Consider the following 23,959-nt stretch of genomic DNA (forward strand, 5'->3'; position numbering starts at 1 on the left):
TTTTTGAGCGTTTGTGAACACTTGCCGCCGATCTTTCCAGCAGCGCCATTATTCTTTTTCCAGAAGCACGACCGCCAAGTGCAACTCCTCGAGCTGCTTGGCGCTGACCGGCCCCGGCGCTTCGGTAAGCAAGCAGCTCGCGCTCGCCGTTTTCGGAAACGCGATCGTATCGCGCAAGTTCGTGCGCCCAGCGAGCAACATCACAAGCCGGTCAAGCCCAAGCGCGATGCCGCCGTGCGGCGGAGTGCCGTACTCAAACGCCTCAAGCAGGAAGCCGAACTGGCGGCGCGCCTCTTCCTCACTGAACCCTAAGGCGCGGAACATTTTTTCCTGCACGTCGCGCTCGAAAATGCGGAGCGAGCCGCCGCCAAGTTCATAACCGTTTAAGACGAGATCGTACGCCTGCGCGCGGACGGCGCTTGGGTTTGTCTCCAACAGCGGAATGTCATCCCGCACCGGCATTGTAAACGGATGGTGGGCGGCGTAATAGCGCCCTTCTTCTTCGTCGTATTCCAGCAGCGGCCAATCGGTCACCCATATAAACGCGAGCTTTGTTTCATCGATCAAGCTGAGCTCCTTGCCAAGCTTCAGCCGCAGCGCACCGAGCGCCGCGGCGACGACCGCTTTTTCGTCGGCGACAAACAAAAGCAAATCTCCGTCTTCTGCAGCGAGAACCCGACGCAGCGCCGCCTGTTCCTCATCGGTGAAAAACTTGGCGATCGGTCCTTTCAGCTCTTCGCCTTCCGCTTTCAGCCAAGCGAGCCCTTTCGCCCCGTAGCGTCCGGCAAATTCGCCTAAGGCGTCAATATCTTTGCGCGAATAACGGCTTGCAGCGCCTTTCGCGTTGATCGCCTTCACTTGGCCTCCTTCTTTGACGGCGCGGGCGAACACTTGAAACGCTGAATCACGGACGATTTCCGACACGTCAACAAGTTCCAGGCCGAAGCGCACATCCGGTTTGTCCGAGCCGTAGCGGCTCATCGCCTCGTCATACGTGATGCGCGGAAACGGGCGCGGGATGTCGATCCCTTTTGCCGCTTTCACGACCGCAGCCATCATCCGTTCGGTTAAATCGATAATATCCTCTTGTTCGATAAACGACATTTCGATGTCGATTTGCGTAAATTCCGGCTGGCGGTCAGCGCGCAAATCCTCGTCGCGGAAGCAACGGGCGATTTGGTAATACCGTTCCACGCCGCCGACCATCAGCAGCTGCTTAAAAATTTGCGGCGACTGCGGCAAGGCGTAAAATTCGCCCGGATGGACGCGGCTTGGCACTAAATAGTCGCGCGCCCCTTCCGGCGTGCTTTTTGTCAGCATCGGCGTCTCGACTTCCAAAAAGCGCTCGCCGTCCAAAAAATCGCGCACCGCCTTTGTGATCTTGTGCCGAAGAGCCAACGTTTGAAACATCACTGGGCGGCGCAAATCTAAATACCGGTATTTTAAGCGCACGTCTTCCGCTGCATCCGTGTCATCGGAAAGCGCAAACGGCGGTGTTTTTGCTTCATTGATGATCTCAATTCGTTCCGCCTGGATTTCAATTCGGCCGGTTGCGATGTTCGGGTTGACCGTCTCCGGCGCGCGGGCGACAACCGTTCCTTCGACGCTCAGGACGTATTCGCTCCGCACGCGCTCCGCTGCCGCCAGCGCTTCAGCCGACACATCCGGGCTGGCGACGATTTGGACGATGCCCGTTCGGTCGCGCAAGTCGATGAAAATGAGCCCGCCTAAGTCGCGGCGCTTTTGCACCCAGCCTTTGAGCACGACACGCTCGCCGACGGCTGTTTCCGGCACTTCTCCGCAATAATACGTCCGTTCCATTCGCTCACTCCTCCTTCCCGATTCGCTCAAGCAAAAAGCGCGTCAACTCGCCAAGCGGCACATTCATTTGCTCGCCGCTCGCCATATGTTTCACCGCCGCCTCCTGTCTTTCGAGCTCTTCATCGCCGATGATGGCGACAAACGACGCGCCAAGCCGGTCGGCGGCCTTCAGCTGCGCCTTCAGTTTTCGATCCAAATAATCTTGATCCACCCGCAATCCGGCGCGGCGCAATGCATAGACGAGTCGGACCGCTTCGTCTTTCGCCCGCTCACCGACGGCGACGACATAGCAGTCAAGCCCTTTGTCCACCGGCAGTTCCACCCCTTCCGCATCAAGGGCGGCCAACAGCCGCTCGATGCTTAAGGCAAAGCCGATGCCCGGCGTCTCCGGACCGCCGATTTCTTGGACAAGCCCGTTGTAGCGCCCGCCGCCGCACAGCGTCGCTGCCGCGCCGAACCCTTCCGCCTCGCTCATAATTTCAAACGTCGTATGGTTGTAATAATCGAGCCCGCGCACGAGGCGCGCATCGATGACAAACGGGATGCCAAGCGCCGTCAAGTATTGTTTGACTTTTTCAAAGTAAGCGCGCGATTCATCATTTAAATAATCTAAAATCGACGGCGCCGTCGCCATCAGCTCGTGATCGCGGTCTTTTTTGCAGTCGAGAATGCGGAGCGGATTCGTACGAAGCCGCATCTGACAGTCCGAGCACAGCTCGTGGATGCGGCTTGAAAAATGACGGACAAGCGCCTCGCGGTGCGCCCGGCGGCTGTCAAGATCGCCTAAGCTGTTAATGACAAGCCGGACTCGTTGTAACCCGAGCGCCTCGTAAATATGCATCGCCAGCGCCATCACTTCGGCGTCAATCGCCGGGTCGCTGCTGCCAAGCGCCTCAACGCCGAACTGGACGAACTGGCGGAACCGTCCTGCTTCCGGCCGCTCGTAGCGAAACATCGGTCCGCTGTAATACAATTTCAGCGGCTGGTTCGGGCTGCCGTACAACTTATGCTCGACAAACGCTCGAACGACCGGCGCCGTTCCTTCCGGGCGGAGCGTCAGCGCGCGGCCCCCTTTGTCTTCAAACGTGTACATTTCTTTTTGCACGATATCGGTTGTATCGCCGACACCGCGCAAAAAAAGCTCCGTATGCTCAAAAATCGGCGTCCGGATTTCCCGATACCCATACCGGCTGCAAAGGCTGCGGGCGACGCATTCGACGTATTGCCATTTTTCTGTGTCCCCCGGCAGCACATCTTGCGTCCCTCTTGGAATTTGAAAAGCCATGCTCATCCTCCTTTGCCCAAAATAAAACGCCCTTGTCCCTGTCATCGATAGGGACGAGAGCGTCATTCCCGCGGTGCCACCCTAATTGAAGCCAATCCGGCTTCCGCTTGTTGCCATTAACGCATGGCACACGTTCCCCTTTACTGGCGCAAAGCGCGTTCAAAGGGAAACCTACGGAGTGTCTTTCGTTAAGCCATCATGGAGAAACGCTCGCAGCCTCAGGCGTTTCCTCTCTGGCCATGTGGGCCTTAACTACTTCTCTCCATCATCGGTTGTTCCGTATGGAAAAATGTAATTTTATATTACGGAGAAAACCGGCCGTTTGTCAAGTTGTCTCACCTTATAAAAAAGAGAGCCGATTCATTGAACCATACCCCCAATGGCTCATGATGTCGAGCCATTGAGGGGGCAGTTCATCAGCTCTCTTAATCTTAATGGCGAATCAAGTAATCGAACGCGCTTAACGCTGCGGTCGCACCCGAGCCCATCGAAATAATGATTTGCTTATAGGCGCTGTCCGTGCAGTCTCCCGCGGCAAAGACGCCTTCAATGTTCGTCGCGCCGCGTTTATCGACGACGATTTCACCGAAGCGGTTTCGTTCCACCGTCCCTTCAAGCCATTCGGTGTTCGGCACCAATCCGATTTGAACGAACACGCCTTGCAATTCGATATGGTGCTCTTCCCCTGTTTCTCGGTCGATGTACGTCAGGCCGTTGACTTTGTCCGTGCCGGTGATTTCCGTCGTTTGCGCGTTTTTGATGACCGTTACGTTCGGCAAGCTGTACAAACGTTCTTGCAAAACGGCGTCCGCCTTTAGTTCTGGGGCAAACTCAAGCAGCGTCACATGGCTGGCGATGCCGGCCAGGTCAATCGCCGCTTCGACGCCGGAGTTCCCGCCACCGATGACCGCCACGTGTTTCCCTTCAAACAGCGGGCCGTCGCAGTGCGGGCAATAGGCGACTCCTTTGTTTTTGAACTCTTCCTCGCCCGGCACGCCGAGATTGCGCCAACGCGCCCCGGTCGCAATCACGACCGTTTTGCTTTTCAACACAGCGCCGTTTTCAAGCTCGACTTCAATCAAGTCTTTTTTCTCCAACCGTTTTGCGCGCTGTGAACTCATGATGTCGACATTGTATTGTTTCACATGTTCCTCAATGCTGGCCGCGAGCTTCGGCCCTTCCGTATATTTGACGCTGATAAAGTTTTCAATGCCGAGCGTATCTAAAATTTGTCCGCCGAAGCGCTCCGCGACAATGCCGGTGCGAATGCCTTTGCGCGCTGCGTAAATGGCTGCTGTCGCACCCGCAGGGCCGCCGCCGATCACCAGCACATCGAACGGCTCTTTGTCGGCGAAGGAAGAAGCATCCGGCGCGCTCCCTAATTTGGCGAGAATGTCTTCGAGCGACATGCGGCCGCTGGCGAACAATTTGCCGTTTAAAAACACCGTCGGCACAGCCATAATCCCTTTTTGCTCGGCTTCCTCTTTAAACGCCGCCCCGTCGATCATCGTGTGCGAAATGTTCGGGTTTAACACGCTCATGATGTTGAGCGCTTGCACGACGTCCGGGCAGTTGTGGCATGTCAGGCTGACGTACGTTTCAAAATGATGTTTGCCCCTGATTTGTTGAATGCGGTCCACGACGTCTTGGCTGACTTTCGGCGGCCGCCCGCTCACTTGAAGCAGCGCCAAAACGAGGGACGTAAATTCATGGCCGAGCGGCACGCCGGCGAAGGTGATGCCGGTGTTTTCGCCGACCCGGTTGACGCTGAAGCTTGGCGTTCGTTCCAGCTTCGCTTTTTCGACTTTGATTTTCGGCGACATCGCCGTTAATTCATCGATTAAAGCAAGCATATCGCGGGAAACGTTGTCGTCTCCCGCGCTGACAGTCAAAACAATATCGTTTTCAAGCAATTGCAAGTACTGGGCTAGTTGCGCCTTGATGTCAGCATCCAGCAGCATCGCCTAAGCCCCCTTAAATTTTGCCGACGAGATCAAGGCTCGGCTTCAGCGTTTCCGCCCCTTCTTTCCATTTCGCCGGGCAGACTTCACCCGGATGGTTGCGCACGTATTGGGCCGCTTTAATTTTATCAATCAGCGTGCTGGCGTTGCGGCCGATGCCGTCCGCGTTGATTTCCACCGCTTGAATGACGCCGTCTGGATCGATGATGAACGTGCCGCGCTGCGCCAATCCTTGCTCTTCATCGAGCACATCGAACATGCGCGACAGTTGGTGCGAAGGATCGCCGATCATCACGTATTCGATTTTGCTGATGGCTGGCGATGTATCGTGCCATGCTTTATGAGTAAAGTGGGTGTCGGTCGAAACCGAGTACACTTCCACGCCAAGTTCTTTAAATGTCGCGTAGTGGTCTTGCAAGTCTTCGAGCTCCGTCGGGCAGACGAACGTAAAGTCCGCCGGATAGAAGCAAACGATGCTCCATTTCCCCATGAAGTCTTGCTCTGTCACTTCAATGAATTCACCGTTGTGATACGCTTGGGCGCGGAACGGTTGTACTTTTTTTCCTACAAGAGACATTGCTTCATCTACCTCCTGGAACTGTTAGTTTATAATAATTTTAATTCGATACTTATTATCATATAGAGGCATGCATTTGTCAATACATATGCTTAAAAATATATTCTTTCTACCAAGCCCCACCAACTTTGAACACCGAATGACGGCCTATAAAATATAGCGTGGACGCGCAGCTGATGTCCAGCACACGTTCGCACCATGAGCTTCCCCTTTCCGCATGGGCGGTTGGCAGACAAATTCACGCACAGTGGAAACAAGGAAATATTTTCCGCAGCCGACGCCCAGCCATCACGGGCGAAACTGCTGTTTTTTCAACCTTTGCACATCGTTGAGCGTCACGCCGAATTCGGATGCCAGCTCAAAGGCGCTGTATTCGGATTGAAGCCGCAACCATTCATGAAAGTCGGCGAACAGCACATCGCTTGTCCGGTGCGCCTGCTCGCCCCTGTTCGTTTGCCGCATCGCCCCTCCTCCTTTCTTATTGCCGCACTTGTTTTCATCTTTCCCATTTTTCGCTGAAAATAAAAAAGAAACCGGGAAACTTCATTAGTTTCCCAGTTTCTCGCTGCTGTCGATGATCAAGGTGACCGGCCCATCGTTGGTGAGCGATACGTCCATCATCGCCCCGAATACGCCGGTTTCCACATGGACGCCTCTTTCGCGCAAGGCGGCGTTGAACGCTTCATACAATGGCAAAGCGTGGTCGGGCTTTGCCGCCGCCATAAAGTTCGGGCGCCGTCCTTTCCGGCAGTCGCCATAAAGGGTGAACTGCGACACCGATAGCACCGCCCCGCCGACGTCGAGCAAGGAGCGGTTCATTTTTCCATCTTCGTCTTCAAAAATGCGCAAATGGGCGATTTTCTCGGCCAAATAGGCGGCAGCTGCTTCCGTATCTTCGTGCGTGACGCCAAGAAGGACGACAAGCCCAGCGTCAATCGCTCCAACGACCTCGCCGCCGACGGTGACTTTTGCCTCTTTCGCCCGCTGAATGACCGCTCTCACCTGCATTCCTCCTTTCGCTGCCCTTAGTTGTTCATCAAGCGCTGGACGGAATAAATGTCGGGAATTTGCTTGATTCGTTCGACGACTTTTTGCAAGTGGCTTAAATTATGAATGGCGATCGTCATATGGATCGTCGCGATTTTATGGCGGTGGTCCGAGCGGCCGGAGACGGCGGAAATATCCGTGCGCGTTTCATTGACCGCCTGCAGCACTTCATTGAGCAAGCCGCGACGGTCAAATCCGGTGATCTCAATATCGACATTGTACTCGCGCTCGCTGTTTGCCCCGCTTTCCCACTCCACGGCAATCAACCGGTCAGCCGCTTCTTCCGTTTTGACGTTCGGACAGTCGGCGCGGTGGACGGAAATGCCGCGGCCGCGGGTGATAAAGCCGATGATTTCATCGCCCGGCACCGGGTTGCAGCAGCGCGACAGGCGGATGAGCAAGTTGTCAACCCCTTGGACGCGAATGCCGCAGTCGCGCTTTTTGCCAGCCGGCAGCTTCGCTTCGAAGACCGCTTCAGCGAGCTTGCGCTGCTGTTCTTCAAGGTCGCGCTGCTTCCGCCATTTTTCCGTCAGCCGGTGGGCGATTTGCGCCGCTGTAATCCCGTGATAGCCGACAGCCGCATACATATCGTCTTCGTTCGAGAAGTTGAATTTTTCCGCGACGCGCTTTAAGTTGTCGGCCGTCATCACTTCTTTCGGCTCAAAGCCGAGGCTGCGCACTTCTTTTTCGACCATTTCTTTTCCTTTTTCGATGTTTTCCTCACGCCGCTGTTTTTTGAAAAACTGGCGGATTTTGTTGCGCGCCTGTGATGTTTTGGCCAGTTTCAGCCAGTCCTGGCTTGGCCCGTACGAATGTTTTGACGTTAAAATTTCGACGATGTCGCCCGTTTGCAGCTTGTAGTCAAGCGGCACCATTTTGCCGTTGACTTTCGCGCCGATCGTTTTATTGCCGATCTCCGAGTGAATGCGGTAAGCGAAATCGATCGGCACCGACCCGGCTGGCAGCTCGATGACATCGCCTTTTGGCGTAAAGACGAACACCATGTCGGAAAACAAATCCATCTTGAGCGATTCCATGAACTCTTCGGCGTTGCTGGCGTCGTTTTGCCACTCCAAAATTTCCCGGAACCAAGACAGCTTTTCTTCAAATGAGTTGGGCTTGATCGTCTTCCCTTCTTTATACGCCCAATGGGCGGCGATTCCGAACTCGGCGATTTGGTGCATTTCAAACGTGCGGATTTGCACTTCAAGCGGTTCGCCTTTTGGGCCGATCACCGTCGTATGGAGCGATTGGTACATGTTCGGCTTCGGCATGGCGATGTAGTCTTTGAAGCGCCCCGGCATCGGCTTCCAGCACGTATGGATGATGCCGAGCACCGCATAGCAGTCTTTGATGCTGTTGACGATGATGCGGACGGCAAGCAAATCGTAAATTTCGTTGAACTGTTTGTTTTGCATGACCATTTTCCGGTAAATGCTGTAAATATGTTTCGGGCGCCCAGAAATTTCACACGGAATGTGCACTTCATTGAGCCGTTCGCGCACTTCTTGAATGACTTCCTCCAAATATTGCTCACGCTCGGCCCGCTTTTTCTTCATCAAATTGACGATGCGGTAGTACTGCTGCGGATTTAAATAGCGAAGCGCCGTATCTTCAAGCTCCCATTTGATTTTCGAAATGCCGAGCCGATGCGCGAGCGGAGCAAAAATTTCGAGCGTCTCATTGGCGATGCGCCGTTGCTTTTCCGCAGGCAAATGTTTTAACGTCCGCATGTTGTGCAGCCGGTCGGCGAGCTTAATCAAAATGACGCGGATATCTTGCGCCATGGCCAAAAACATTTTCCGGTGGTTTTCCGCCTGCTGTTCTTCCTGCGATTTATATTTAATTTTCCCGAGCTTCGTCACCCCGTCGACAAGCATCGCCACTTCCGCGCCGAACTCGCGCTCGAGCTCTTCTTTCGTCGCTTCAGTGTCTTCGATGACATCATGCAAAAACCCGGCGGCGATCGTTGTTGCGTCCATCTTCAAGTCAGCCAAAATGCCGGCGACTTGAATCGGATGAATGATGTATGGTTCGCCCGATTTCCGAAATTGATCGCGGTGGGCGTGCTTGGCAAACTCATACGCCTTTTTCAAAAAGGCGACGTCTTGCTCCGACAAATAACAGCTCGCTCGTTCAAACACTTGCTCCGCTGTCAGCACTTGTTCATTGGCCATAGGGTTGAATCACCTTTTTAATCGATTAAAATTGAAGCTGCAAAGCGCAGACGTCCATTGCGTTCATACGGTTAATAAGAAAGAGCACTCATATGTGAGTGCCCCTTTTTTCTCTATTGTATCCGAAGATGCGAACAATGTCGACTGTTTAAAACTGCATAAGCGTCAAAATGTCGTAGCCTTCCAGTTTTTTGCGCCCGCCAAGCTCCGTGAGCTCAATCAAAAACGCCAACCCGGCCACCACTCCGCCGAGCTGTTCGACCAAATCGATCGTCGCCCGCATGGTGCCGCCTGTCGCCAGCAAGTCGTCGGTGATCAACACGCGCTGGCCGGGCTTAATGGCATCTTTATGCATCGTCAAGACATCCGTCCCATATTCCAGGCCATACTCAACGCGGACAACTTCGCGCGGCAGCTTCCCTTCCTTGCGCACCGGCGCAAACCCGACGCCGAGCGCATAGGCGACCGGGCAGCCGATGATAAAGCCGCGCGCTTCCGGGCCGACAACGATGTCGATTTGTTTTTCGCGCGCATATTGAACAATTTGATCGGTCGCGTATTTGTAAGCCGGACCGTTGTCCATCAGCGTTGTAATATCTTTAAACATGATGCCCGGCTTCGGAAAATCGGGCACAATCGTAATGTATTGTTTTAAATCCATGATACGTTTGCCTCCTCGTGCGTTTGCGAACGTGTCATTTCCGCCAAACAGCGTTTCAATTGCTCGTAAGTGGAATATAATAACTGATGCTCCGCCTCGAGCTCGTCCCGCCGCCGGCGGTACGTCGGCGATTCGTGCAAATCGCGCTTCGCCGGCTGATGAACGAGCGAAATGACGCCGTTTTGTTCGCTGATAAAGTCAAGCTCTAAAAACACTTTCGCCATAAAATGAACCGTCTCTTCCGTCCAACCGCGGGCGCGGGCTAGCTCACCGCCGCGCTTGGCGAGCGGAAACGAACGGTGTTGATGCAAAAAGGCGTAAAACCATTTAAAATGGTCGCGCGTCGGAAACGTGCGGAAAAATTGCGCCTTGGGCTGGGCAAACACCGCGTAAATGCGCGCCGGCCGCCCTTTGCTAAGAAGCGCCGACAGCAAGGCAAGCCGCGGCGGCACGTCAAGCAGCACGACATAGCGGCCGTCAATCGATAAGGAGCCCGCCTCTTCTTCGGTCGACACGCAATGAAGCTCCCCGCGAAACGACGCCACGTCCGGACGCTGCTCGGTTTCGCGGCGAAAGGAAACGACTAGCCGCTTCTCTTTTGGCAACCGCTCAAGAAGTGAACGGACATCGCGGCAGCCGCGGACGTCAAACAGCTGGCAGTCGCTGACCGCCAGATCACACAACGACAGCTGCGGCTTCGCGAACCCGTTCCATTCGTTCACCGCAAGCTCCCCAACCGCCGAAATGCGCGCATCCGGAGCGATTTCTTCGCATAACGGCCCTAGGCCGAAGCCGATGGCATCAATCGCCGCCCCGTCTTGGGAAAAGACGGCTTTCATATGGGCTCCGTTCGCCCCAACGCGCCGCATCGTTTCAACCGACGCCCCTTCAATGAGAACAATCGGCCGCGGATTGCCGACGCCAAACGGAGCAAGCTGCTCAAGGCCGCGGGCGGCCGACAGCGTCAACTCAGCGATCGAACAGGAAGCATCAATGAACGTCGGCGGCGTAAAATCGTCATCAGACAACGTTTCGACGGCGATGGCGTTCAGCCGTTGCCGCAACTCTTCCACATTATCGAGCGATAGCGTCATCCCCGCCGCCATCGGGTGGCCGCCAAAGTGCAACAAAATGTCACGGCATTGCGACAAGCTGGCGAATAAGTCAAACCCGTGAATGCTGCGGGCTGACCCTTTGGCGGTCCCTTTTTCCCGGTCAATCGAAAGCACGACCGCCGGGCGGTAAAACTGCTCGACAAGCTTGGAAGCGACGATGCCGACCACTCCTGCGTTCCATCCTTCGCCTGCCACAACCAAGACGCGATGTTCCTCAGGAGGGAATTGACGGCGCACCATGTCCGCCGCTTCTTCAGCGATTTGTGCAACAAGCTGCTGGCGTTCGCGGTTTAACTCATCCATCTCCGCCGCCAGCTGCACCGCTTCGTTCTCATCGTCCGTCATTAAGAGCGCCACCGCCGGATCGGCGCCGCCGAGGCGCCCCGCCGCGTTCAAGCGCGGAGCGATGACAAATCCGACCGTCTGTTCGTTGATGGCCGCCGCATCGATGCGGCATTGCCGAAAAAGGGCGCGCAACCCGATGCGCTCCGTCGCCCGCAGCGCTTCAAGCCCTTGTGCAGCCAAGAGGCGGTTTTCCCCAACAAGCGGAACCAAATCGGCGATTGTACCGATAGCGACCAAATCGAGCAAATGGCGCGGCACCCGCCCAAGCAAGGCATGAGCTACTTTAAACGCAACGCCGACGCCGGCTAAATCGCGAAACGGATATGTACTTCCCGGCTGCTTCGGATGAATGATCGCATACGCCTCCGGCAGCACCGGACCTGGTTCGTGGTGATCCGTTACGATGACATCCATCCCCCACTCGTTGGCGGCCGCAATTTCCTTGACCGCCGCAATCCCATTGTCGACGGTCACAATGACGGAAACGCCGCGCTCTTTCGCGGCGCGAAACGCCGCCATGTTCGGCCCGTATCCTTCCGTAAATCGGTTCGGAATGTAGAACTCGACCGACGCCCCTGCCTCCTTGAGAGCACTCACCATCACCGACGTGCTGCAAACACCATCGGCATCGTAATCGCCGTATACCAACACGCGTTCACCCGCATCGATCGCCCGCTTTAGACGCCGAATCGCTCGCTCCATCCCGTCAAGCCAAAACGGATCATAAAACGGTTGTCCAAGCGGATTGAGAAACGCCGCCGCCTCCGAGGCTGTCCGCACCCCGCGGCGGACGAGAAGCCTCGCCAACAATGGCGCGACGCCGGCTTCCTCAACCAGCCGCCTCACCGCCTGCTCATCGAGGCGCTCCACCTCCCAACGCGTTTTCGCTTTCAACATGTCCCCCACCTCAACTCTCCTTATTATACAAAAAGGAGAAAAGGGCAGGCAATGACATTACGGTTTTTTTTCCGGGTTGTACGGGTTGATGTGAACCATAACATCGCGAACGCGCGGCAACGTCAGCAGTTTTTCTTTCACTTTTTTTCCAATCCTGTGCCCCTCTTCGACCGTCAACCGCGGATCGACGGCGATTTTCAAATCGACGACGACGTAATGGCCGTGCTCGCGCGCATACAGCTCATTGATTTGCCGCACATCAGGAACGGACAAGACCGCCTCGCGCAAATAGCCGGTCTCTTCCTCGTGAAGCACATGATCGATCGCCGTATGGATCGACTGGCGGCCAAGGTCCCACGCCATTTTCAGCACAAGCAGCGAGACGAACAATCCGGCGAGCGGGTCGGCGTATACAAGCCAGCCAATCCCCCATTTTCCACCGATAATGGCGGCGCCGACGCCGATGAGCGCAGCAAACGACGAAAACACATCCGACCGGTGCTCATAGGCGTTGATGATCAATGCATCGCTGTTCAGCTTTTTCCCGAGCCGGTATTTATAGCGAAACATCGCCTCTTTGACGGCGATCGACAACAACAAGACGTAAATGGCGGCCGCGCTCGGCGGCGACAGCGGGGCGAAAAACGACAGAAACGCCGAGCGTCCGATCTCGAGCCCAACGAGAAACAGAAGGATCGCCACAACAATAGCGGCGATCGACTCCGCTTTCCCATGCCCGTACGGGTGATCCTCATCCGGCGGGCGCGCGGCGGCTCGCAGCCCGACCCAAACGGCGAACGAGCCCGCAACATCGGACGCGGAATGGGCGGCATCGGCGATCAATCCCTGGCTTTGGCTCCACACGCCGACCGCCGCCTTGACGGCGGCTAGCGCCATATTGCCGACAATGCCGACAATCGCCGCCGTTTTTGCCTGCCTGAATCGCTGTTCATTTTCCATGGCCATCCCTCACCTTTCTGTCTAGCAGCCCTGCGCGTTGCCTATATTGCCTTGGATTTTAGTGTATCCATTTTCCGTTTGAAGCATCGGCGGCAAAGAAAAAAGCGCCGGAAAAACGCATTGCGCTTTTTCCGACGCTGTTGTTGCAGCTGCGAAAAATGAAACGGATTTTTGCAGCAACAAATCCTACAGGTGCGGTTAAGCTTCTGGGGCGGCTTTTTGCGCCCGTTTCCCTTTTTTAAGCTCGCTTCCTTTCCAAACAACCCAAAGCTGCGAGGCGATGCAAAGCGACGAATAAACGCCGCACACAAGTCCAACGAGCAAGGCGAGGTTGAAGTTGCGGATCGCTTCGCTGCCAAAGATGAGCAACGCGATGACCGTAAACAAGACGGTCAATACCGTGTTGACCGAGCGCGTAAACGTTTGCTGCAACGCCCGATTGACGATACGCTTCAAGTCGTCGACCGTTTTCACTTTCCGTTTTTTCATCAAATCCCGAATGCGGTCAAACGTAACAATCGTGTCGTTGATCGAATAGCCGATGATCGTCAGCACCGCGGCGATGAATGTCAAATCGACCTCAAGGCGCGTGATGCTGAACACGGTAATGATAAAAAACGCATCGTGCAATAAGGCGACAATGGCAGCCAACGCCATCCGCCATTCAAAGCGGATCGTCACGTAAAGAATGATGCCGATCGATGAAATAAGCACAGCGATGAGCGCATTGCGGGCAAGCTGCTTGCCGACGACCGGAGAAACGGTGCTGATGTTCGGCTCGCTGCCGTACGCTTGTTTTAATTCATTTTTCAGTTTGGCAATTTCTTGCTTATCGAGCACACCAATCAGGCGAACGACACCTGTTTTCCCGTCCGTACCGGATAAAACGACATCCTCCGGCTTGTGGCCGAGCCGCTCGAAGTAGCCGCTCAGTTCCTTGGCGTCAATCGGCCGGTTGCTCGTCACCTCAATGCGCGTTCCGCTCGTAAAGTCAATGCCAAGATTCAGCCCCATCGCGAACAAAGAGATGGCGCCGGCGATCGTCAAAGCGCTGGAAAATACGAAAAACTTTTTGCTGTGCTTGACAAAATCCCAACGGTCGAACTTCGTCGACACTTCCGTTTCCTCAGTCGTTTCCGCAATGTTTAAGATTTCCGACTTCTTGACGCCGAACCACTCCGGCTTTTTATCGAACCAACGGCTTGACACAAGCAGACCGAGCAAAAGCCTCGTGCCGTAAACGGCGGTGAGGAAGCTGACGACGATGCTGATGATGAGCGTCGTCGCAAACCCTTTCACCGAGCTTGTCCCATAAATAAAGAGAACAGCGCCGGCGATGATCGTCGTAAGATTGGCGTCAAAAATCGTCGCAAACGACCCGCGGTTGCCGGCGCGGAACGCCGACAGCATCGACTTGCCGAGCTTGAGCTCCTCTTTGATCCGTTCGTACGCAATAATGTTGGCGTCGACCGCCATCCCAACACCTAAAATAAGGGCGGCGATGCCCGGCAACGTCATGACGACATTCATCCAATCAAACAAAAGCAAAATCAAATAAATGTACACCGACAGTGTAATGACGGCGATGATCCCAGGAAGCCGGTAAAACCAAATCATAAACAGGAAAATCGCCGCCACGCCGATGATGCCGGCCAGCACCGTTTTTTGCAGGGCGTTTTTCCCAAACTGGGCGCCGACGGACGTCGAATAAATTTCATGCAGCTCGACCGGCAGCGCGCCGGCATTGAGCAAATCAGCCAGCTGTTGCGCTTCTTTGACCGTAAAATTGCCGACGATCGACACGTCCGTCTGATTGAACACTTGGTTGACCGAAGCGGCGGAAATAAATTTCGGATCGGCTTTGCCCGCCTCTTTCCGGTAGGAGTCCACCCCTTCTTTAAAATCGAGCCAAATGACTAAAATGTTGTTGGGCGGCCCCATTTTATATACTTTTTCCGTCACTTGGCGGAACTTGTCGGCGTCTTTCAATTTCAGAGCGACGCTCGGCCGGCCGTTTTCATCAAACGACAGCTTTGCTCCGCCTTGGACGAGATCGCTCCCGTCCATGAGCACGTTGTCATTGACGTCGCGGAACGTGAGCTTTGCCTGCGTGGACAAAATTTCGCGCGCCTCATTTTGGTCTTTCACCCCGGCGAGCTGGACGCGGATGCGGTTTCCTCCTTCAATGTCCACGCGCGGCTCGCTGACGCCAAGGACGTTGATCCGTTTATTCAGCGCGCTGACAGTGCTTTGCAGCGTCTCTTGGTCGATCTTATCGCCTTTTTTGGCCGGCTTCACTTCATACAGCACTTCAAAACCGCCTTGCAAATCAAGACCCAGTTTAATATTATGTACAATTCCTTGAACCGTCGGCCCCATCACTCCAGCGAACAAAAGCAGGAGCAAAAAAAAGGCGACAATGCGGCTCCGTTTTATCATCTCTTTAAGATCCTCCTTCGATTCGTCTTGGCGCCCGGGCCGTCGGCGCTGGAAACATCAGCCCCGTCTTTCATTATGAAACAGCGGCCAGCAAGTGTCAATTTTGGCTCTTACGTGCTGGCCGAAGAAGAGGTGGCTGCTTGAGAATGCCCAAATTTGATTGGTTTCTCAACTTGAAACGGTTCTGTCGCCAAGTTGTGTAAGACTTTCAATGTTTCGTTACAACAATTCCTTAAGCACGCTCTCCAAATCCTCTCCGCCGGACGCCTGTTGTTTATACGAACGCATCGTCAAAAACGCCATATACTCGCCCGGCGACAGCGATAAAATGTCGCTGACAAGCTCATGCAGCTTTTTTTCCGCCAACTCACGTTTCCACTTGCGCGCACATAAACATTCCCAGAGCCCGTCAATCGTCACTTGCGTATAGCCGAGCAGGCGAAACTCATCATACTTGGACTCGAGCGCCGGCATCAACTGTTTGCGCAACTCCCGGTTTTCGTCCATCCCCCATCCTCCCCTCGTATCCATTGCCGCCGGCCAATCTTGTCATGCTTGGCCATAGGCCTTGCATATATTGTATAAAAGATGAAGGCATTTGAGAAGGCAGGGGGAAGAAAATGTCCAAATTTTTACAAGGTACGGTCATTTTAATCGCCGCTGGTTTTATTACGAAAATTCTCGGCTTCATCAACCGGATCGTCGTCGCCCGCATGATCGGCGATGAAGGGGTCGGGCTGTACATGATGGCCGTGCCGACGCTCGTTTTGGCGATTACGGCGACCCAAATCGGCCTTCCGGTCGCCATTTCCAAGCTCGTCGCCGAAGCGGAGGCAGCCGGCGACCGGCAGCGGGTAAAAAAAATTCTCGTCGTGTCGCTGGCCACAACCGGCGCGCTAAGCGTTGTACTCCTGCCTGCGCTGATCGCCGCTGCGCCATGGCTTTCGCGGACGATGTTCACCGACTCACGCACGTATTATCCGCTTCTTGCCATCGCCCCAGTCGTGCCGATCGTCGCCATTTCATCGGTGTTGCGCGGCTACTTTCAAGGGCGACAGCAAATGAAACCGTACGCTTATTCACTCTTGATTGAACAAATCGTCCGCATCAGCTTGATCGCTTTATGCACACGGCCGCTTTTGCCGTACGGCGTCGAGTATGCCGCCGCCGGCGCCATGGCGTCTTCCGTTCTCGGCGAACTGGCAGCATTATTGTATTTGTTGTTTTTATTTAAGTTTAAAAAATCGATTCGCGTGCGGACAAAGTTTTTTCACTACGTGCAAGCCGGCAAAGAGACGTTCGTCCGCCTCATGCGCATCGCCCTGCCGACAACCGGCGGCCGTTTGATCGGCTCGCTTTCTTGGTTTTTTGAGCCAATCGTCGTCGCCAACAGCCTAGCGTTGGCTGGCGTCGCCGCCTCCACTGCCACGAGGCAATACGGGCAGCTTGTCGGCTATGCGCTGCCGTTGCTGACGTTGCCGTCGTTTATTACGTACGCGCTCTCGACCGCGCTTGTGCCGGCCATCAGCGAAGCGATGGCGCAACGCAAGCCGCTTTTGGTCGAATACCGGATCGCCCAGGCGATGCGCTTGTCGCTTGCCACCGGCGGTCTTTCCACCGTCGTCCTTTACCTGTTCGCCGAGCCGCTCATGCGCTGGATGTACGGCACAGATGAAGCTGCTATCTTCATTCAAGTGATGGCGCCGTTTTTCTTGCTTTATTATTTTCAAGGTCCGCTACAGGCGGTCTTGCAAGGGCTGGACTTAGCGAACGCCGCCATGACGAACAGCTTGATCGGAGCGGTGGTGAAACTCGCGTCCATTTTTGCTCTCGCCTCGCAGCCAAGCTTAGGCATTATGGGCGCGGCGCTGGCGACCGCGATCAGCACCGTGCTTGTGACGTTGCTTCACTTTGCCACGGTCGTCAAGGCAGTGTCGTTTTCCATCGAGGTGCGCGAGTACATCAAAGCGCTTGGCGCCATCATCGCCGCCGGCGCGGTTGGCTATGCGCTGTCCCGTCATCCGCTTTTGGCCGTACCGTCGCCGCTTTGGACGCTACTGGCCATGGCGGCGACAGCTGCCCTATATGCCGCCTGCCTCGTGCTGTTTCAGCTCATCAAACGCGAAGAGCTCGTCTATTTGCCCGGACTGCACTGGCTGGCCGGCAAAAACAAGCGAAAATAAACGTCTAAACCTGTCCGGCGGCGAATATATTGTGGTAAAAACCGTTTTAGCCAAGGAGGGATTGCGGTGTCGCGGCTTGGCAGCGCACTCGTGTACGGAACCGCCACCGTTTTTGTATTGGCGGCGCTCGTCAGCTTCGTTTTTTCACTGCTGCTCAAATGGACGGACATTCATGAATCGTCGCTCACCTGGATCGTGTTTGCCGCCTCGGTCATCTCACTGTTCATTGGCGGCGTCGTCGCCGGCGGAAAAAGCCAGGAAAAAGGATGGCTCGCCGGCGGACTGACCGGCCTGTTATTTACGGCGATCATCTTTTTGTTTCAATTTTTTGGCATCGAAAAATCGTTTACCGCCGAGCAATGGCTGTACCATCTTGCCTTTTTCGCCGCCGCTGCGTTAGGAGGCATCGTCGGGGTCAATCTATCCTCGTCGCGCCATAACAAGGCCTAGGCGGCAATCAAACACAAAAGCGGCCGTTTCAAACCGAAACAGCCGCTTTTTTGCTTGAGATGTGCCGACGGCCGCACTTTCGCTACGCCTTGCTTTCCGCCACCACTTCTCTCACCGCGGAGCGGTCGAACGTCAGCCGCGTGCCGTCGCCGGCGCGGACGATGATTTTATCTTCATCGACCGAGTCGATGATGCCGTGCAATCCGCCGATTGTAATGATTTTATCGCCTTTTTTCAAATTCGCCTGCATTTGCTGGATGGCGCGCTGCCGCTTTTGCTGCGGGCGGATGAGCAAAAAGTAGAAAATAATGAAAAACAGCACAATCGGCAGCAAGTTGGCGATCGTTGCGTTCATGCAATCCCCCTCCTTTCCAGCCGTTAAAAGTTTTTCGCGTTCGGCTTGTTGAAGCCGTAGCGTTCGAAAAATTCCTCGCGGAAATCGGCGAGCCGATCTTCGCGGATCGCTTGTCTCACCTGCTTCATCAATTTTATCAAAAAATAGACGTTATGGTAAGACGTGAGGCGAATGCCAAATGTTTCATCGCATTTGATGAGATGGCGGATATAGGCGCGCGTATAGTTCCGGCACGTGTAGCAGTCGCAGTTCGGGTCAAGCGGCGAAAAATCGCGGGCGTACTGGGCGTTTTTAATGACGACCCGCCCTTCGCTCGTCATCACTGTCCCGTTGCGGCCGATGCGCGTCGGCAAGACGCAGTCGAACATGTCGATGCCGCGGATCGCCCCGTCGATGAGCGAATCGGGCGAGCCAACGCCCATTAAGTAGCGGGGCTTGTCCGCCGGCAGAAGCGGCGTCGTAAACTCAAGCACCCGGTTCATGACGTCTTTCGGCTCGCCGACCGACAGCCCGCCGACCGCATAGCCCGGGAAATCGAGCGACACTAAATCGCGGGCGCTTTGCCGGCGCAATTCTTCATATTCGCCGCCTTGGACGATGCCAAACAGCCCTTGCTCATTCGGCCGGCGGTGCGCTTTCAGGCATCGTTCGGCCCAACGGCTCGTCCGCTCGACCGACTGTTTCATATATTCATACGTTGCCGGATACGGCGGGCACTCATCAAACGCCATGATGATGTCGGCGCCAAGCGCATTTTGAATTTCCGTCGCTTTTTCCGGCGATAAAAACAACTTGTCGCCGTTTAAATGGTTGCGGAAATAGACGCCTTCTTCCTCGATGCGGCGGAATTCGCTTAAGCTAAACACTTGAAAGCCGCCGGAGTCGGTCAAAATGCCGCGGTCCCAATTCATAAACGCATGGAGTCCGCCCGCCTCCGCGACGATGTCATGCCCCGGGCGCAGCCAAAGATGGTACGTGTTGCTTAAAATGACGCCCGCTCCCATTTGTTTCAGCTCTTCCGGGGACAGCGTCTTCACCGTCGCAAGCGTCCCAACCGGCATAAACATCGGCGTTTCAAACGAACCGTGCGGCGTATGGAGAATGCCGAGGCGCGCCCCCGTCTGGCGGCACGTTTTGATGAGTTCAAAACGAATCGGTGTCGTCAACGCGCTGTTCTCCCTTCTCAAATGATGAGCATCGCATCGCCGAAGCTGAAAAAGCGGTACCGCTCTTTAACTGCCACCTCATACGCGTGCAAAATATTTTCGCGCCCGGCGAGCGCGCTCACAAGCATGATGAGCGTCGATTTCGGCAAATGGAAATTCGTCACAAGGCCGTCGATGCCTTTAAACTCATAGCCCGGATAAATGAAAATGTCGGTCCAGCCGCTTTCCGCAACAAACCGGCCGTTATGTTTGCCGGCGATCGTTTCAAGCGTCCGCGTCGACGTCGTGCCGACGGCGATGATGCGGCCGCCTTGTTCGCGGACGCGGTTCAACGTCGCCGCCGTTTCTTCGCTCATCTGGTAAAACTCAGCGTGCATATCATGCTTCTCGACTTCATCCACTTGCACCGGTCGGAACGTGCCAAGCCCGACATGAAGCGTAATGAAAACGATATGCACCCCTTTTTCGCGAATGGCAGCAAGCAGCTCTTCGGTGAAATGAAGACCGGCCGTCGGCGCCGCCGCCGAGCCGATTTCGCGGGCGTAAACGGTCTGGTACCGTTCCGGGTCATCCAGCTTTTCTTTAATGTACGGCGGCAGCGGCATTTCGCCGAGTTCAGCCAATACTTCATAAAACACACCCTCATACGAAAATTCAAGCACCCGGCCGCCATGCTCGAGCGTATCGACGCAGACGGCTTCCAGCTTCCCGCCGCCAAACGTGAGCTTTGTCCCCGGTTTAACCCGTTTTCCCGGCTTGACGAGCGTCTCCCAACGGTCGCCGTCCAATTGCTTTAACAGCAGCACTTCGACCGTTCCGCCCGTTTCCGCTTTTTCGCCGTACAGACGCGCCGGCATGACGCGCGTATCGTTTAAAACGAGGCAGTCGCCTGGATTCAAGTACGAAATAATGTTGCGAAACGTTTCATGGCGGATGGCGCCCGTTTGTTTATCGAGCACCATCAGCCGTGACGCCGCCCGGTCTGGAAGCGGCGTTTGCGCAATCAATTCTTCCGGCAAATGAAAATCAAACAAATCGACTTTCATACACGTCTCCTTCCTTCAACGAAATCGTCCGAACACATAAAAAATGAGAGATAGCACAATACTGAGCAATATCGAGGTCACGACGGGAAAATAAAAAGTCATATTTCCTTTGCGGATGATGATATCCCCCGGCAAGCGGCCGAGTTTGACAAACTGCATGACAAACCCGACAATGATGAGCACAGCGCCGATCGTCATGATCAACTTCGGCAGACTGTTCACCGCTTCGGCACCTCCATTCCGAAATGCGCATACGCCGCCGGCGTCACCACGCGTCCGCGCGGCGTCCGCTGCAACAAGCCGATTTGCAGCAAATACGGCTCATACACTTCCTCAATCGTTTGCGCCTCTTCCCCGATGACGGCCGCCATCGTTTCAAGCCCGACCGGGCCGCCGGCGAATTTTTCAATCATCGCCGAGAGCAGCTTATGATCGATCTGGTCGAGCCCGAGCCGGTCGACTTGCAGCCGCTCGAGCGCCTCGATGGCGAGCGGCAGCGTAATCTCCCCATCTCCGCGCACTTGCGCGAAATCGCGGACGCGCCGGAGCAAGCGGTTGGCGATGCGCGGCGTGCCGCGCGCCCGGCGGGCAAGCTCGAGCGCCGCTTCGCGGTCGATGCCGACGTGTAAAATAGCGGCCGTCCGCTCGATGATTTGGGCGAGCTGGTCGACTTGATAATACTCCAGCCGGCTGATGACGCCAAACCGGTCGCGAAGCGGCGCCGACAGCGCCCCGGCTCTCGTCGTCGCTCCGACGAGCGTAAACGGCGGCAAGTCGAGGCGGAGCGTGCGCGCGTCCGGCCCTTTGCCGATCGCTATATCCAAACAATAATCTTCCATCGCTGGATAGAGCACCTCTTCCACCGTCCGCGGCAGCCGGTGGATCTCATCAATAAAAAGCACATCCCCCGGCTCAAGCGAGGTGAGAAGCGCCGCCAAATCTCCAGGCCGCTCGAGCGCCGGCCCGGACGTCGCGCGCAGCTTGACACCCATTTCATTGGCAATGATCACGGCAAGCGTCGTTTTCCCAAGCCCCGGCGGTCCATACAGCAGCACATGGTCGAGCGTCTCCTCGCGCAGCTTGGCCGCTTCAATGAACACTTTTAAGTTTTCTTTGACCTTATCTTGCCCGATATATTCATGCAAATATTGCGGGCGCAAGCTTGGCTCAAACGCCGCCTCTTCCCCTAAAGCCGCGCCGGATACAAGCCGTTCCTCCACGGTCATCCCTCCCTAAAGCTGCCCGTTATTTCAACAGCAGCGCCAGCGCCCGCTTCACATACTGTTCGGTCGACATCGCTTCTTCGCAGAGCGCCGGAATGATTTTCTCGATCTCCCGTTCAGCGTAGCCGAGCGCCTTGAGCGCCGCCACCGCCTCGGCGAGCGCCCCGGAAAGCGGAGCAGAGGAACGCGCAGCTACTGGCGCCGCCATCGCCCCGAGCTTCCCTTTTAAATCTAAAATCATTTGCCGGGCCGTCTTTTTGCCGACACCTGGAAACTTGCATAAAAACGCTTCGTTTTCCTCCTCAATCGCCCGAGCTAGTTCGTCCGGGCGCCCGGCCGCCAAAATGGCGAGGCCGCCTTTCGGCCCGATGCCGGACACTTGCAGCAGTTTGGCGAACAAGTTGCGCTCCTCGCGCGTTAGAAACCCGTACAAGGCGCGCACATCTTCACGCACATACTCGTATGTATAGACGGTCACCGCCGCCTCGCGGCTTTCCCGGAACGCAAACGGGTTCGGCGTAAAAATTTCATAGCCGATGCCGTTATGGTCAATGACGATATATTCCGGGCAAACGTAATCGACATACCCGCGGATGAACTCGATCAACGGATGCTCCTCTCCTTTTTTTCGTCCTTTCATTGTATCATATGATTCCATTATAGCAAAAAGAAATCCCGCGATGCGCTTTGCACCACGGGCCTTTATTTCGGCTTATTGAACGACCGCAAAATGGCGGTACATTTCAATCACTTGTTCATACCGTTCTTTCGAGAGGACGCGAATTCCTTGCTTCAACTTCTCCTGCTGGCGGCTTTCGAGCTTTTGCACATCGATTTGGAAAAACGACTGAATGATTTTGCTCGACCGGCCCGGCTTGCCGTTGAAAATGGACAGCGTGCCATCGTCCGTAATTCCGAAGTAACCGTTTGTTTTTAACAGCGGTGAAATGTCGTTGATTGTTTTGCGAAACACGATCGTCTGGTCATCGAGCGTCACAAGTTGCCAATCGCGATATTTTTTCCATATTTCTGTCATCGAATCGATTGTTTCTGTGACTTTCTCTTCGCTCATCTCTCCGTCCAAGTATTGCCGCTCGAGCACAATCGTCATCTTGACCGGCGCGGCGGATGCCGAATGAACCGGCAGCGCGATGGCGGCGATCCACAGCATGAGGGAAAGAATTCGCATCGTTTGTTCCTCTCTTCTCGGATGATGATTCCTTTACACCGCTAGTTTTACCAGCGGACGCCATTTTATTCATGCTCCATCAACTTTTTTGCAAGGCAAGCTGCCGTCGGTCCAAAAAGTGGGGCGGGGATTCGAGCCAACGGCGGTCGATCATCATATTCGATTATGTTCCACGGCCTTCGAACGTATGTACAAAAAGCAAAAAAACCGCCGGCCATCACCGGCGGGATATCGCTACTCTTCAAGCACCGATTCGTCTAGGTTATGGTACACGTCCTGGACGTCGTCATCATCTTCAAGCGTATCGATCAACTTCAGCATTTTTTTCAAGTCATCGCCCTCAAGCGTCGTATACGTTTGCGGAATCATGGTGATTTCAGCGCTCGCGAACGTCAGTCCTTGCTGCTCAAGCTGCGCTTTCACCGTTTCAAACGACTCGGGCGCTGTATAAATCTCAAACGATTCGTCCGTTGTTTCCATCTCCTCGGCGCCCGCTTCAATGGCCAAAAGCAGCAATTCATCCTCATCGACGTTGTGCTGTTCACGGTCAATCACGAGCAGCCCTTTGCGCTCGAACAAATAGGAGACGCATCCCGTTTCCCCTAAATTGCCGCCGTTTTTCGAAAACGCCGCGCGCACGTTGGCGGCGGTGCGGTTTTTATTATCCGTCAGGCAAACGACCATGACGGCAACGCCGCCCGGTCCATATCCTTCGTAGCGAATTTCCTCATAGTTGGTATGCTCTTGGGTTCCAGTTGCTTTTTTAATCGCCCGTTCAATGTTTTCACTCGGCATGTTGGCCGCTTTCGCCTTCTCAATGACAAGGCGCAGGCTCGGATTAGACGCTGGATCGCCTCCGCCGCTTTTGGCGGCAACGTAAATTTCTTTCGCCAGTTTCATGAACAGTTTGCCGCGCTTAGCATCTTGGGCATTTTTCCGACGTTGGATATTTTTCCACTTCGAATGACCAGCCATCGATAGTTCTCCTCTCATCACAACGGAATGTTCCGACTATTACTATAGCAAAAAACGCGGAAAATGTCAGCCGAATCCCAGCTGGAG

At 55.0% G+C, this 23,959-nt stretch carries 22 protein-coding genes and 1 other annotated feature; of the genes, 2 read left to right on the forward strand and 20 right to left on the reverse strand.

Annotated features, from left to right (window positions below):
- Positions 1 to 48 precede the first annotated feature (48 nt).
- From aspS to GJ1_RS03830, 12 genes are all read right to left on the reverse strand, one after another.
- Positions 49 to 1,821, reverse strand: a complete 1,773-nt coding sequence (gene aspS, locus GJ1_RS03780; RefSeq protein WP_066228677.1) for an aspartate--tRNA ligase — start codon at positions 1,819 to 1,821, stop codon at positions 49 to 51.
- Between the two features lie 4 nt (positions 1,822 to 1,825).
- A complete protein-coding gene (hisS, locus tag GJ1_RS03785; RefSeq protein ID WP_066228680.1) occupies positions 1,826 to 3,106 on the reverse strand; it encodes a histidine--tRNA ligase in 1,281 nt (426 codons plus the stop codon).
- A gap of 46 nt (positions 3,107 to 3,152) precedes the next feature.
- Positions 3,153 to 3,384: a binding site (T-box leader), on the reverse strand.
- 153 nt (positions 3,385 to 3,537) lie between these two features.
- The gene (ahpF, locus tag GJ1_RS03790) at positions 3,538 to 5,067 is read right to left on the reverse strand and encodes an alkyl hydroperoxide reductase subunit F (protein ID WP_066228683.1); all 1,530 of its coding nucleotides are present in this window, start codon (positions 5,065 to 5,067) and stop codon (positions 3,538 to 3,540) included.
- A gap of 13 nt (positions 5,068 to 5,080) precedes the next feature.
- Positions 5,081 to 5,644: an alkyl hydroperoxide reductase subunit C gene (ahpC, locus tag GJ1_RS03795; protein ID WP_011232052.1), complete on the reverse strand. Its 564-nt coding sequence runs from the start codon at positions 5,642 to 5,644 to the stop codon at positions 5,081 to 5,083.
- Between the two features lie 288 nt (positions 5,645 to 5,932).
- Positions 5,933 to 6,106, reverse strand: coding sequence for a hypothetical protein (locus GJ1_RS18555; RefSeq protein ID WP_167346082.1), 174 nt, complete (start codon positions 6,104 to 6,106; stop codon positions 5,933 to 5,935).
- A gap of 84 nt (positions 6,107 to 6,190) precedes the next feature.
- Positions 6,191 to 6,646 carry a D-aminoacyl-tRNA deacylase gene (gene dtd / locus GJ1_RS03800; RefSeq protein WP_066228689.1) on the reverse strand — a complete coding sequence of 152 codons (456 nt, stop codon included), beginning with the start codon at positions 6,644 to 6,646 and terminating at the stop codon, positions 6,191 to 6,193.
- A gap of 23 nt (positions 6,647 to 6,669) precedes the next feature.
- Positions 6,670 to 8,868, reverse strand: a complete 2,199-nt coding sequence (locus tag GJ1_RS03805; RefSeq protein ID WP_066228691.1) for a RelA/SpoT family protein — start codon at positions 8,866 to 8,868, stop codon at positions 6,670 to 6,672.
- A 148-nt stretch (positions 8,869 to 9,016) separates the two neighbouring features.
- Positions 9,017 to 9,529, reverse strand: a complete 513-nt coding sequence (locus GJ1_RS03810; protein ID WP_013144641.1) for an adenine phosphoribosyltransferase — start codon at positions 9,527 to 9,529, stop codon at positions 9,017 to 9,019.
- Positions 9,520 to 11,886: a single-stranded-DNA-specific exonuclease RecJ gene (recJ, locus tag GJ1_RS03815; RefSeq protein WP_066228746.1), complete on the reverse strand. Its 2,367-nt coding sequence runs from the start codon at positions 11,884 to 11,886 to the stop codon at positions 9,520 to 9,522. The genes GJ1_RS03810 and recJ overlap by 10 nt, the downstream gene beginning before the upstream one ends.
- A 57-nt stretch (positions 11,887 to 11,943) precedes the next feature.
- Positions 11,944 to 12,852 carry a cation diffusion facilitator family transporter gene (locus tag GJ1_RS03820; protein WP_083509932.1) on the reverse strand — a complete coding sequence of 303 codons (909 nt, stop codon included), beginning with the start codon at positions 12,850 to 12,852 and terminating at the stop codon, positions 11,944 to 11,946.
- Positions 12,853 to 13,044: 192 nt separating this feature from the next.
- Positions 13,045 to 15,285, reverse strand: coding sequence for a protein translocase subunit SecDF (secDF, locus tag GJ1_RS03825; protein WP_066228697.1), 2,241 nt, complete (start codon positions 15,283 to 15,285; stop codon positions 13,045 to 13,047).
- 219 nt (positions 15,286 to 15,504) lie between these two features.
- Positions 15,505 to 15,792, reverse strand: coding sequence for a post-transcriptional regulator (locus GJ1_RS03830; RefSeq protein WP_066228700.1), 288 nt, complete (start codon positions 15,790 to 15,792; stop codon positions 15,505 to 15,507).
- Between the two features lie 113 nt (positions 15,793 to 15,905).
- Between GJ1_RS03830 and spoVB the strand changes: the two genes are divergently transcribed.
- Together spoVB and GJ1_RS03840 are read left to right on the forward strand one after the other, a co-directional pair.
- Positions 15,906 to 17,468 (forward strand): stage V sporulation protein B, encoded by a 1,563-nt coding sequence (gene spoVB / locus GJ1_RS03835; protein WP_066228703.1) that lies wholly within the window; start codon positions 15,906 to 15,908, stop codon positions 17,466 to 17,468.
- Positions 17,469 to 17,534: 66 nt separating this feature from the next.
- On the forward strand, positions 17,535 to 17,918 hold the full coding sequence (locus tag GJ1_RS03840) for a TIGR04086 family membrane protein (RefSeq protein WP_066228706.1): 384 nt from the start codon (positions 17,535 to 17,537) through the stop codon (positions 17,916 to 17,918).
- An 82-nt stretch (positions 17,919 to 18,000) separates the two neighbouring features.
- Here the strand turns inward: GJ1_RS03840 and yajC are convergent, their stop codons facing one another.
- From yajC to GJ1_RS03880, 8 genes are all read right to left on the reverse strand, one after another.
- Positions 18,001 to 18,273, reverse strand: a complete 273-nt coding sequence (gene yajC, locus GJ1_RS03845) for a preprotein translocase subunit YajC (RefSeq protein WP_066228708.1) — start codon at positions 18,271 to 18,273, stop codon at positions 18,001 to 18,003.
- A 23-nt stretch (positions 18,274 to 18,296) separates the two neighbouring features.
- A complete protein-coding gene (gene tgt, locus GJ1_RS03850; protein WP_066228712.1) occupies positions 18,297 to 19,439 on the reverse strand; it encodes a tRNA guanosine(34) transglycosylase Tgt in 1,143 nt (380 codons plus the stop codon).
- Between the two features lie 17 nt (positions 19,440 to 19,456).
- Positions 19,457 to 20,485 carry a tRNA preQ1(34) S-adenosylmethionine ribosyltransferase-isomerase QueA gene (gene queA, locus GJ1_RS03855; protein ID WP_066228715.1) on the reverse strand — a complete coding sequence of 343 codons (1,029 nt, stop codon included), beginning with the start codon at positions 20,483 to 20,485 and terminating at the stop codon, positions 19,457 to 19,459.
- Positions 20,486 to 20,500: 15 nt separating this feature from the next.
- A complete protein-coding gene (locus GJ1_RS03860) occupies positions 20,501 to 20,707 on the reverse strand; it encodes a DUF2905 domain-containing protein (protein ID WP_157068354.1) in 207 nt (68 codons plus the stop codon).
- Entirely contained in the window at positions 20,704 to 21,705 is a 1,002-nt protein-coding gene (gene ruvB / locus GJ1_RS03865) for a Holliday junction branch migration DNA helicase RuvB (protein ID WP_066228717.1), read from the reverse strand. The genes GJ1_RS03860 and ruvB overlap by 4 nt, the downstream gene beginning before the upstream one ends.
- A 25-nt stretch (positions 21,706 to 21,730) precedes the next feature.
- Entirely contained in the window at positions 21,731 to 22,315 is a 585-nt protein-coding gene (gene ruvA, locus GJ1_RS03870) for a Holliday junction branch migration protein RuvA (RefSeq protein ID WP_066228751.1), read from the reverse strand.
- Positions 22,316 to 22,420: 105 nt separating this feature from the next.
- Positions 22,421 to 22,897 (reverse strand): intercompartmental signaling factor BofC, encoded by a 477-nt coding sequence (locus GJ1_RS03875; RefSeq protein ID WP_066228720.1) that lies wholly within the window; start codon positions 22,895 to 22,897, stop codon positions 22,421 to 22,423.
- Positions 22,898 to 23,131: 234 nt separating this feature from the next.
- On the reverse strand, positions 23,132 to 23,872 hold the full coding sequence (locus GJ1_RS03880) for a YebC/PmpR family DNA-binding transcriptional regulator (protein WP_066228722.1): 741 nt from the start codon (positions 23,870 to 23,872) through the stop codon (positions 23,132 to 23,134).
- Between the last annotated feature and the right edge of the window lie 87 nt (positions 23,873 to 23,959).

It is taken from the genome of Geobacillus jurassicus NBRC 107829 (assembly GCF_001544315.1).
Lineage (GTDB): Bacteria > Bacillota > Bacilli > Bacillales > Anoxybacillaceae > Geobacillus > Geobacillus jurassicus.

Coding starts and splice junctions, on each gene's coding strand:
- GJ1_RS03810 (WP_013144641.1), bottom strand. CDS start 9,529: ATGGATTTAAAACAATACATTACGATTGTGCCCGATTTTCCGAAGCCG.
- recJ (WP_066228746.1), bottom strand. CDS start 11,886: ATGTTGAAAGCGAAAACGCGTTGGGAGGTGGAGCGCCTCGATGAGCAG.
- GJ1_RS03830 (WP_066228700.1), bottom strand. CDS start 15,792: ATGGACGAAAACCGGGAGTTGCGCAAACAGTTGATGCCGGCGCTCGAG.
- GJ1_RS03820 (WP_083509932.1), bottom strand. CDS start 12,852: ATGGCCATGGAAAATGAACAGCGATTCAGGCAGGCAAAAACGGCGGCG.
- secDF (WP_066228697.1), bottom strand. CDS start 15,285: ATGATAAAACGGAGCCGCATTGTCGCCTTTTTTTTGCTCCTGCTTTTG.
- spoVB (WP_066228703.1), top strand. CDS start 15,906: ATGTCCAAATTTTTACAAGGTACGGTCATTTTAATCGCCGCTGGTTTT.
- GJ1_RS03875 (WP_066228720.1), bottom strand. CDS start 22,897: ATGCGAATTCTTTCCCTCATGCTGTGGATCGCCGCCATCGCGCTGCCG.
- ahpC (WP_011232052.1), bottom strand. CDS start 5,644: ATGTCTCTTGTAGGAAAAAAAGTACAACCGTTCCGCGCCCAAGCGTAT.
- GJ1_RS18555 (WP_167346082.1), bottom strand. CDS start 6,106: ATGCGGCAAACGAACAGGGGCGAGCAGGCGCACCGGACAAGCGATGTG.
- GJ1_RS03880 (WP_066228722.1), bottom strand. CDS start 23,872: ATGGCTGGTCATTCGAAGTGGAAAAATATCCAACGTCGGAAAAATGCC.
- queA (WP_066228715.1), bottom strand. CDS start 20,485: ATGAAAGTCGATTTGTTTGATTTTCATTTGCCGGAAGAATTGATTGCG.
- hisS (WP_066228680.1), bottom strand. CDS start 3,106: ATGGCTTTTCAAATTCCAAGAGGGACGCAAGATGTGCTGCCGGGGGAC.
- ahpF (WP_066228683.1), bottom strand. CDS start 5,067: ATGCTGCTGGATGCTGACATCAAGGCGCAACTAGCCCAGTACTTGCAA.
- aspS (WP_066228677.1), bottom strand. CDS start 1,821: ATGGAACGGACGTATTATTGCGGAGAAGTGCCGGAAACAGCCGTCGGC.
- GJ1_RS03805 (WP_066228691.1), bottom strand. CDS start 8,868: ATGGCCAATGAACAAGTGCTGACAGCGGAGCAAGTGTTTGAACGAGCG.
- yajC (WP_066228708.1), bottom strand. CDS start 18,273: ATGAACGCAACGATCGCCAACTTGCTGCCGATTGTGCTGTTTTTCATT.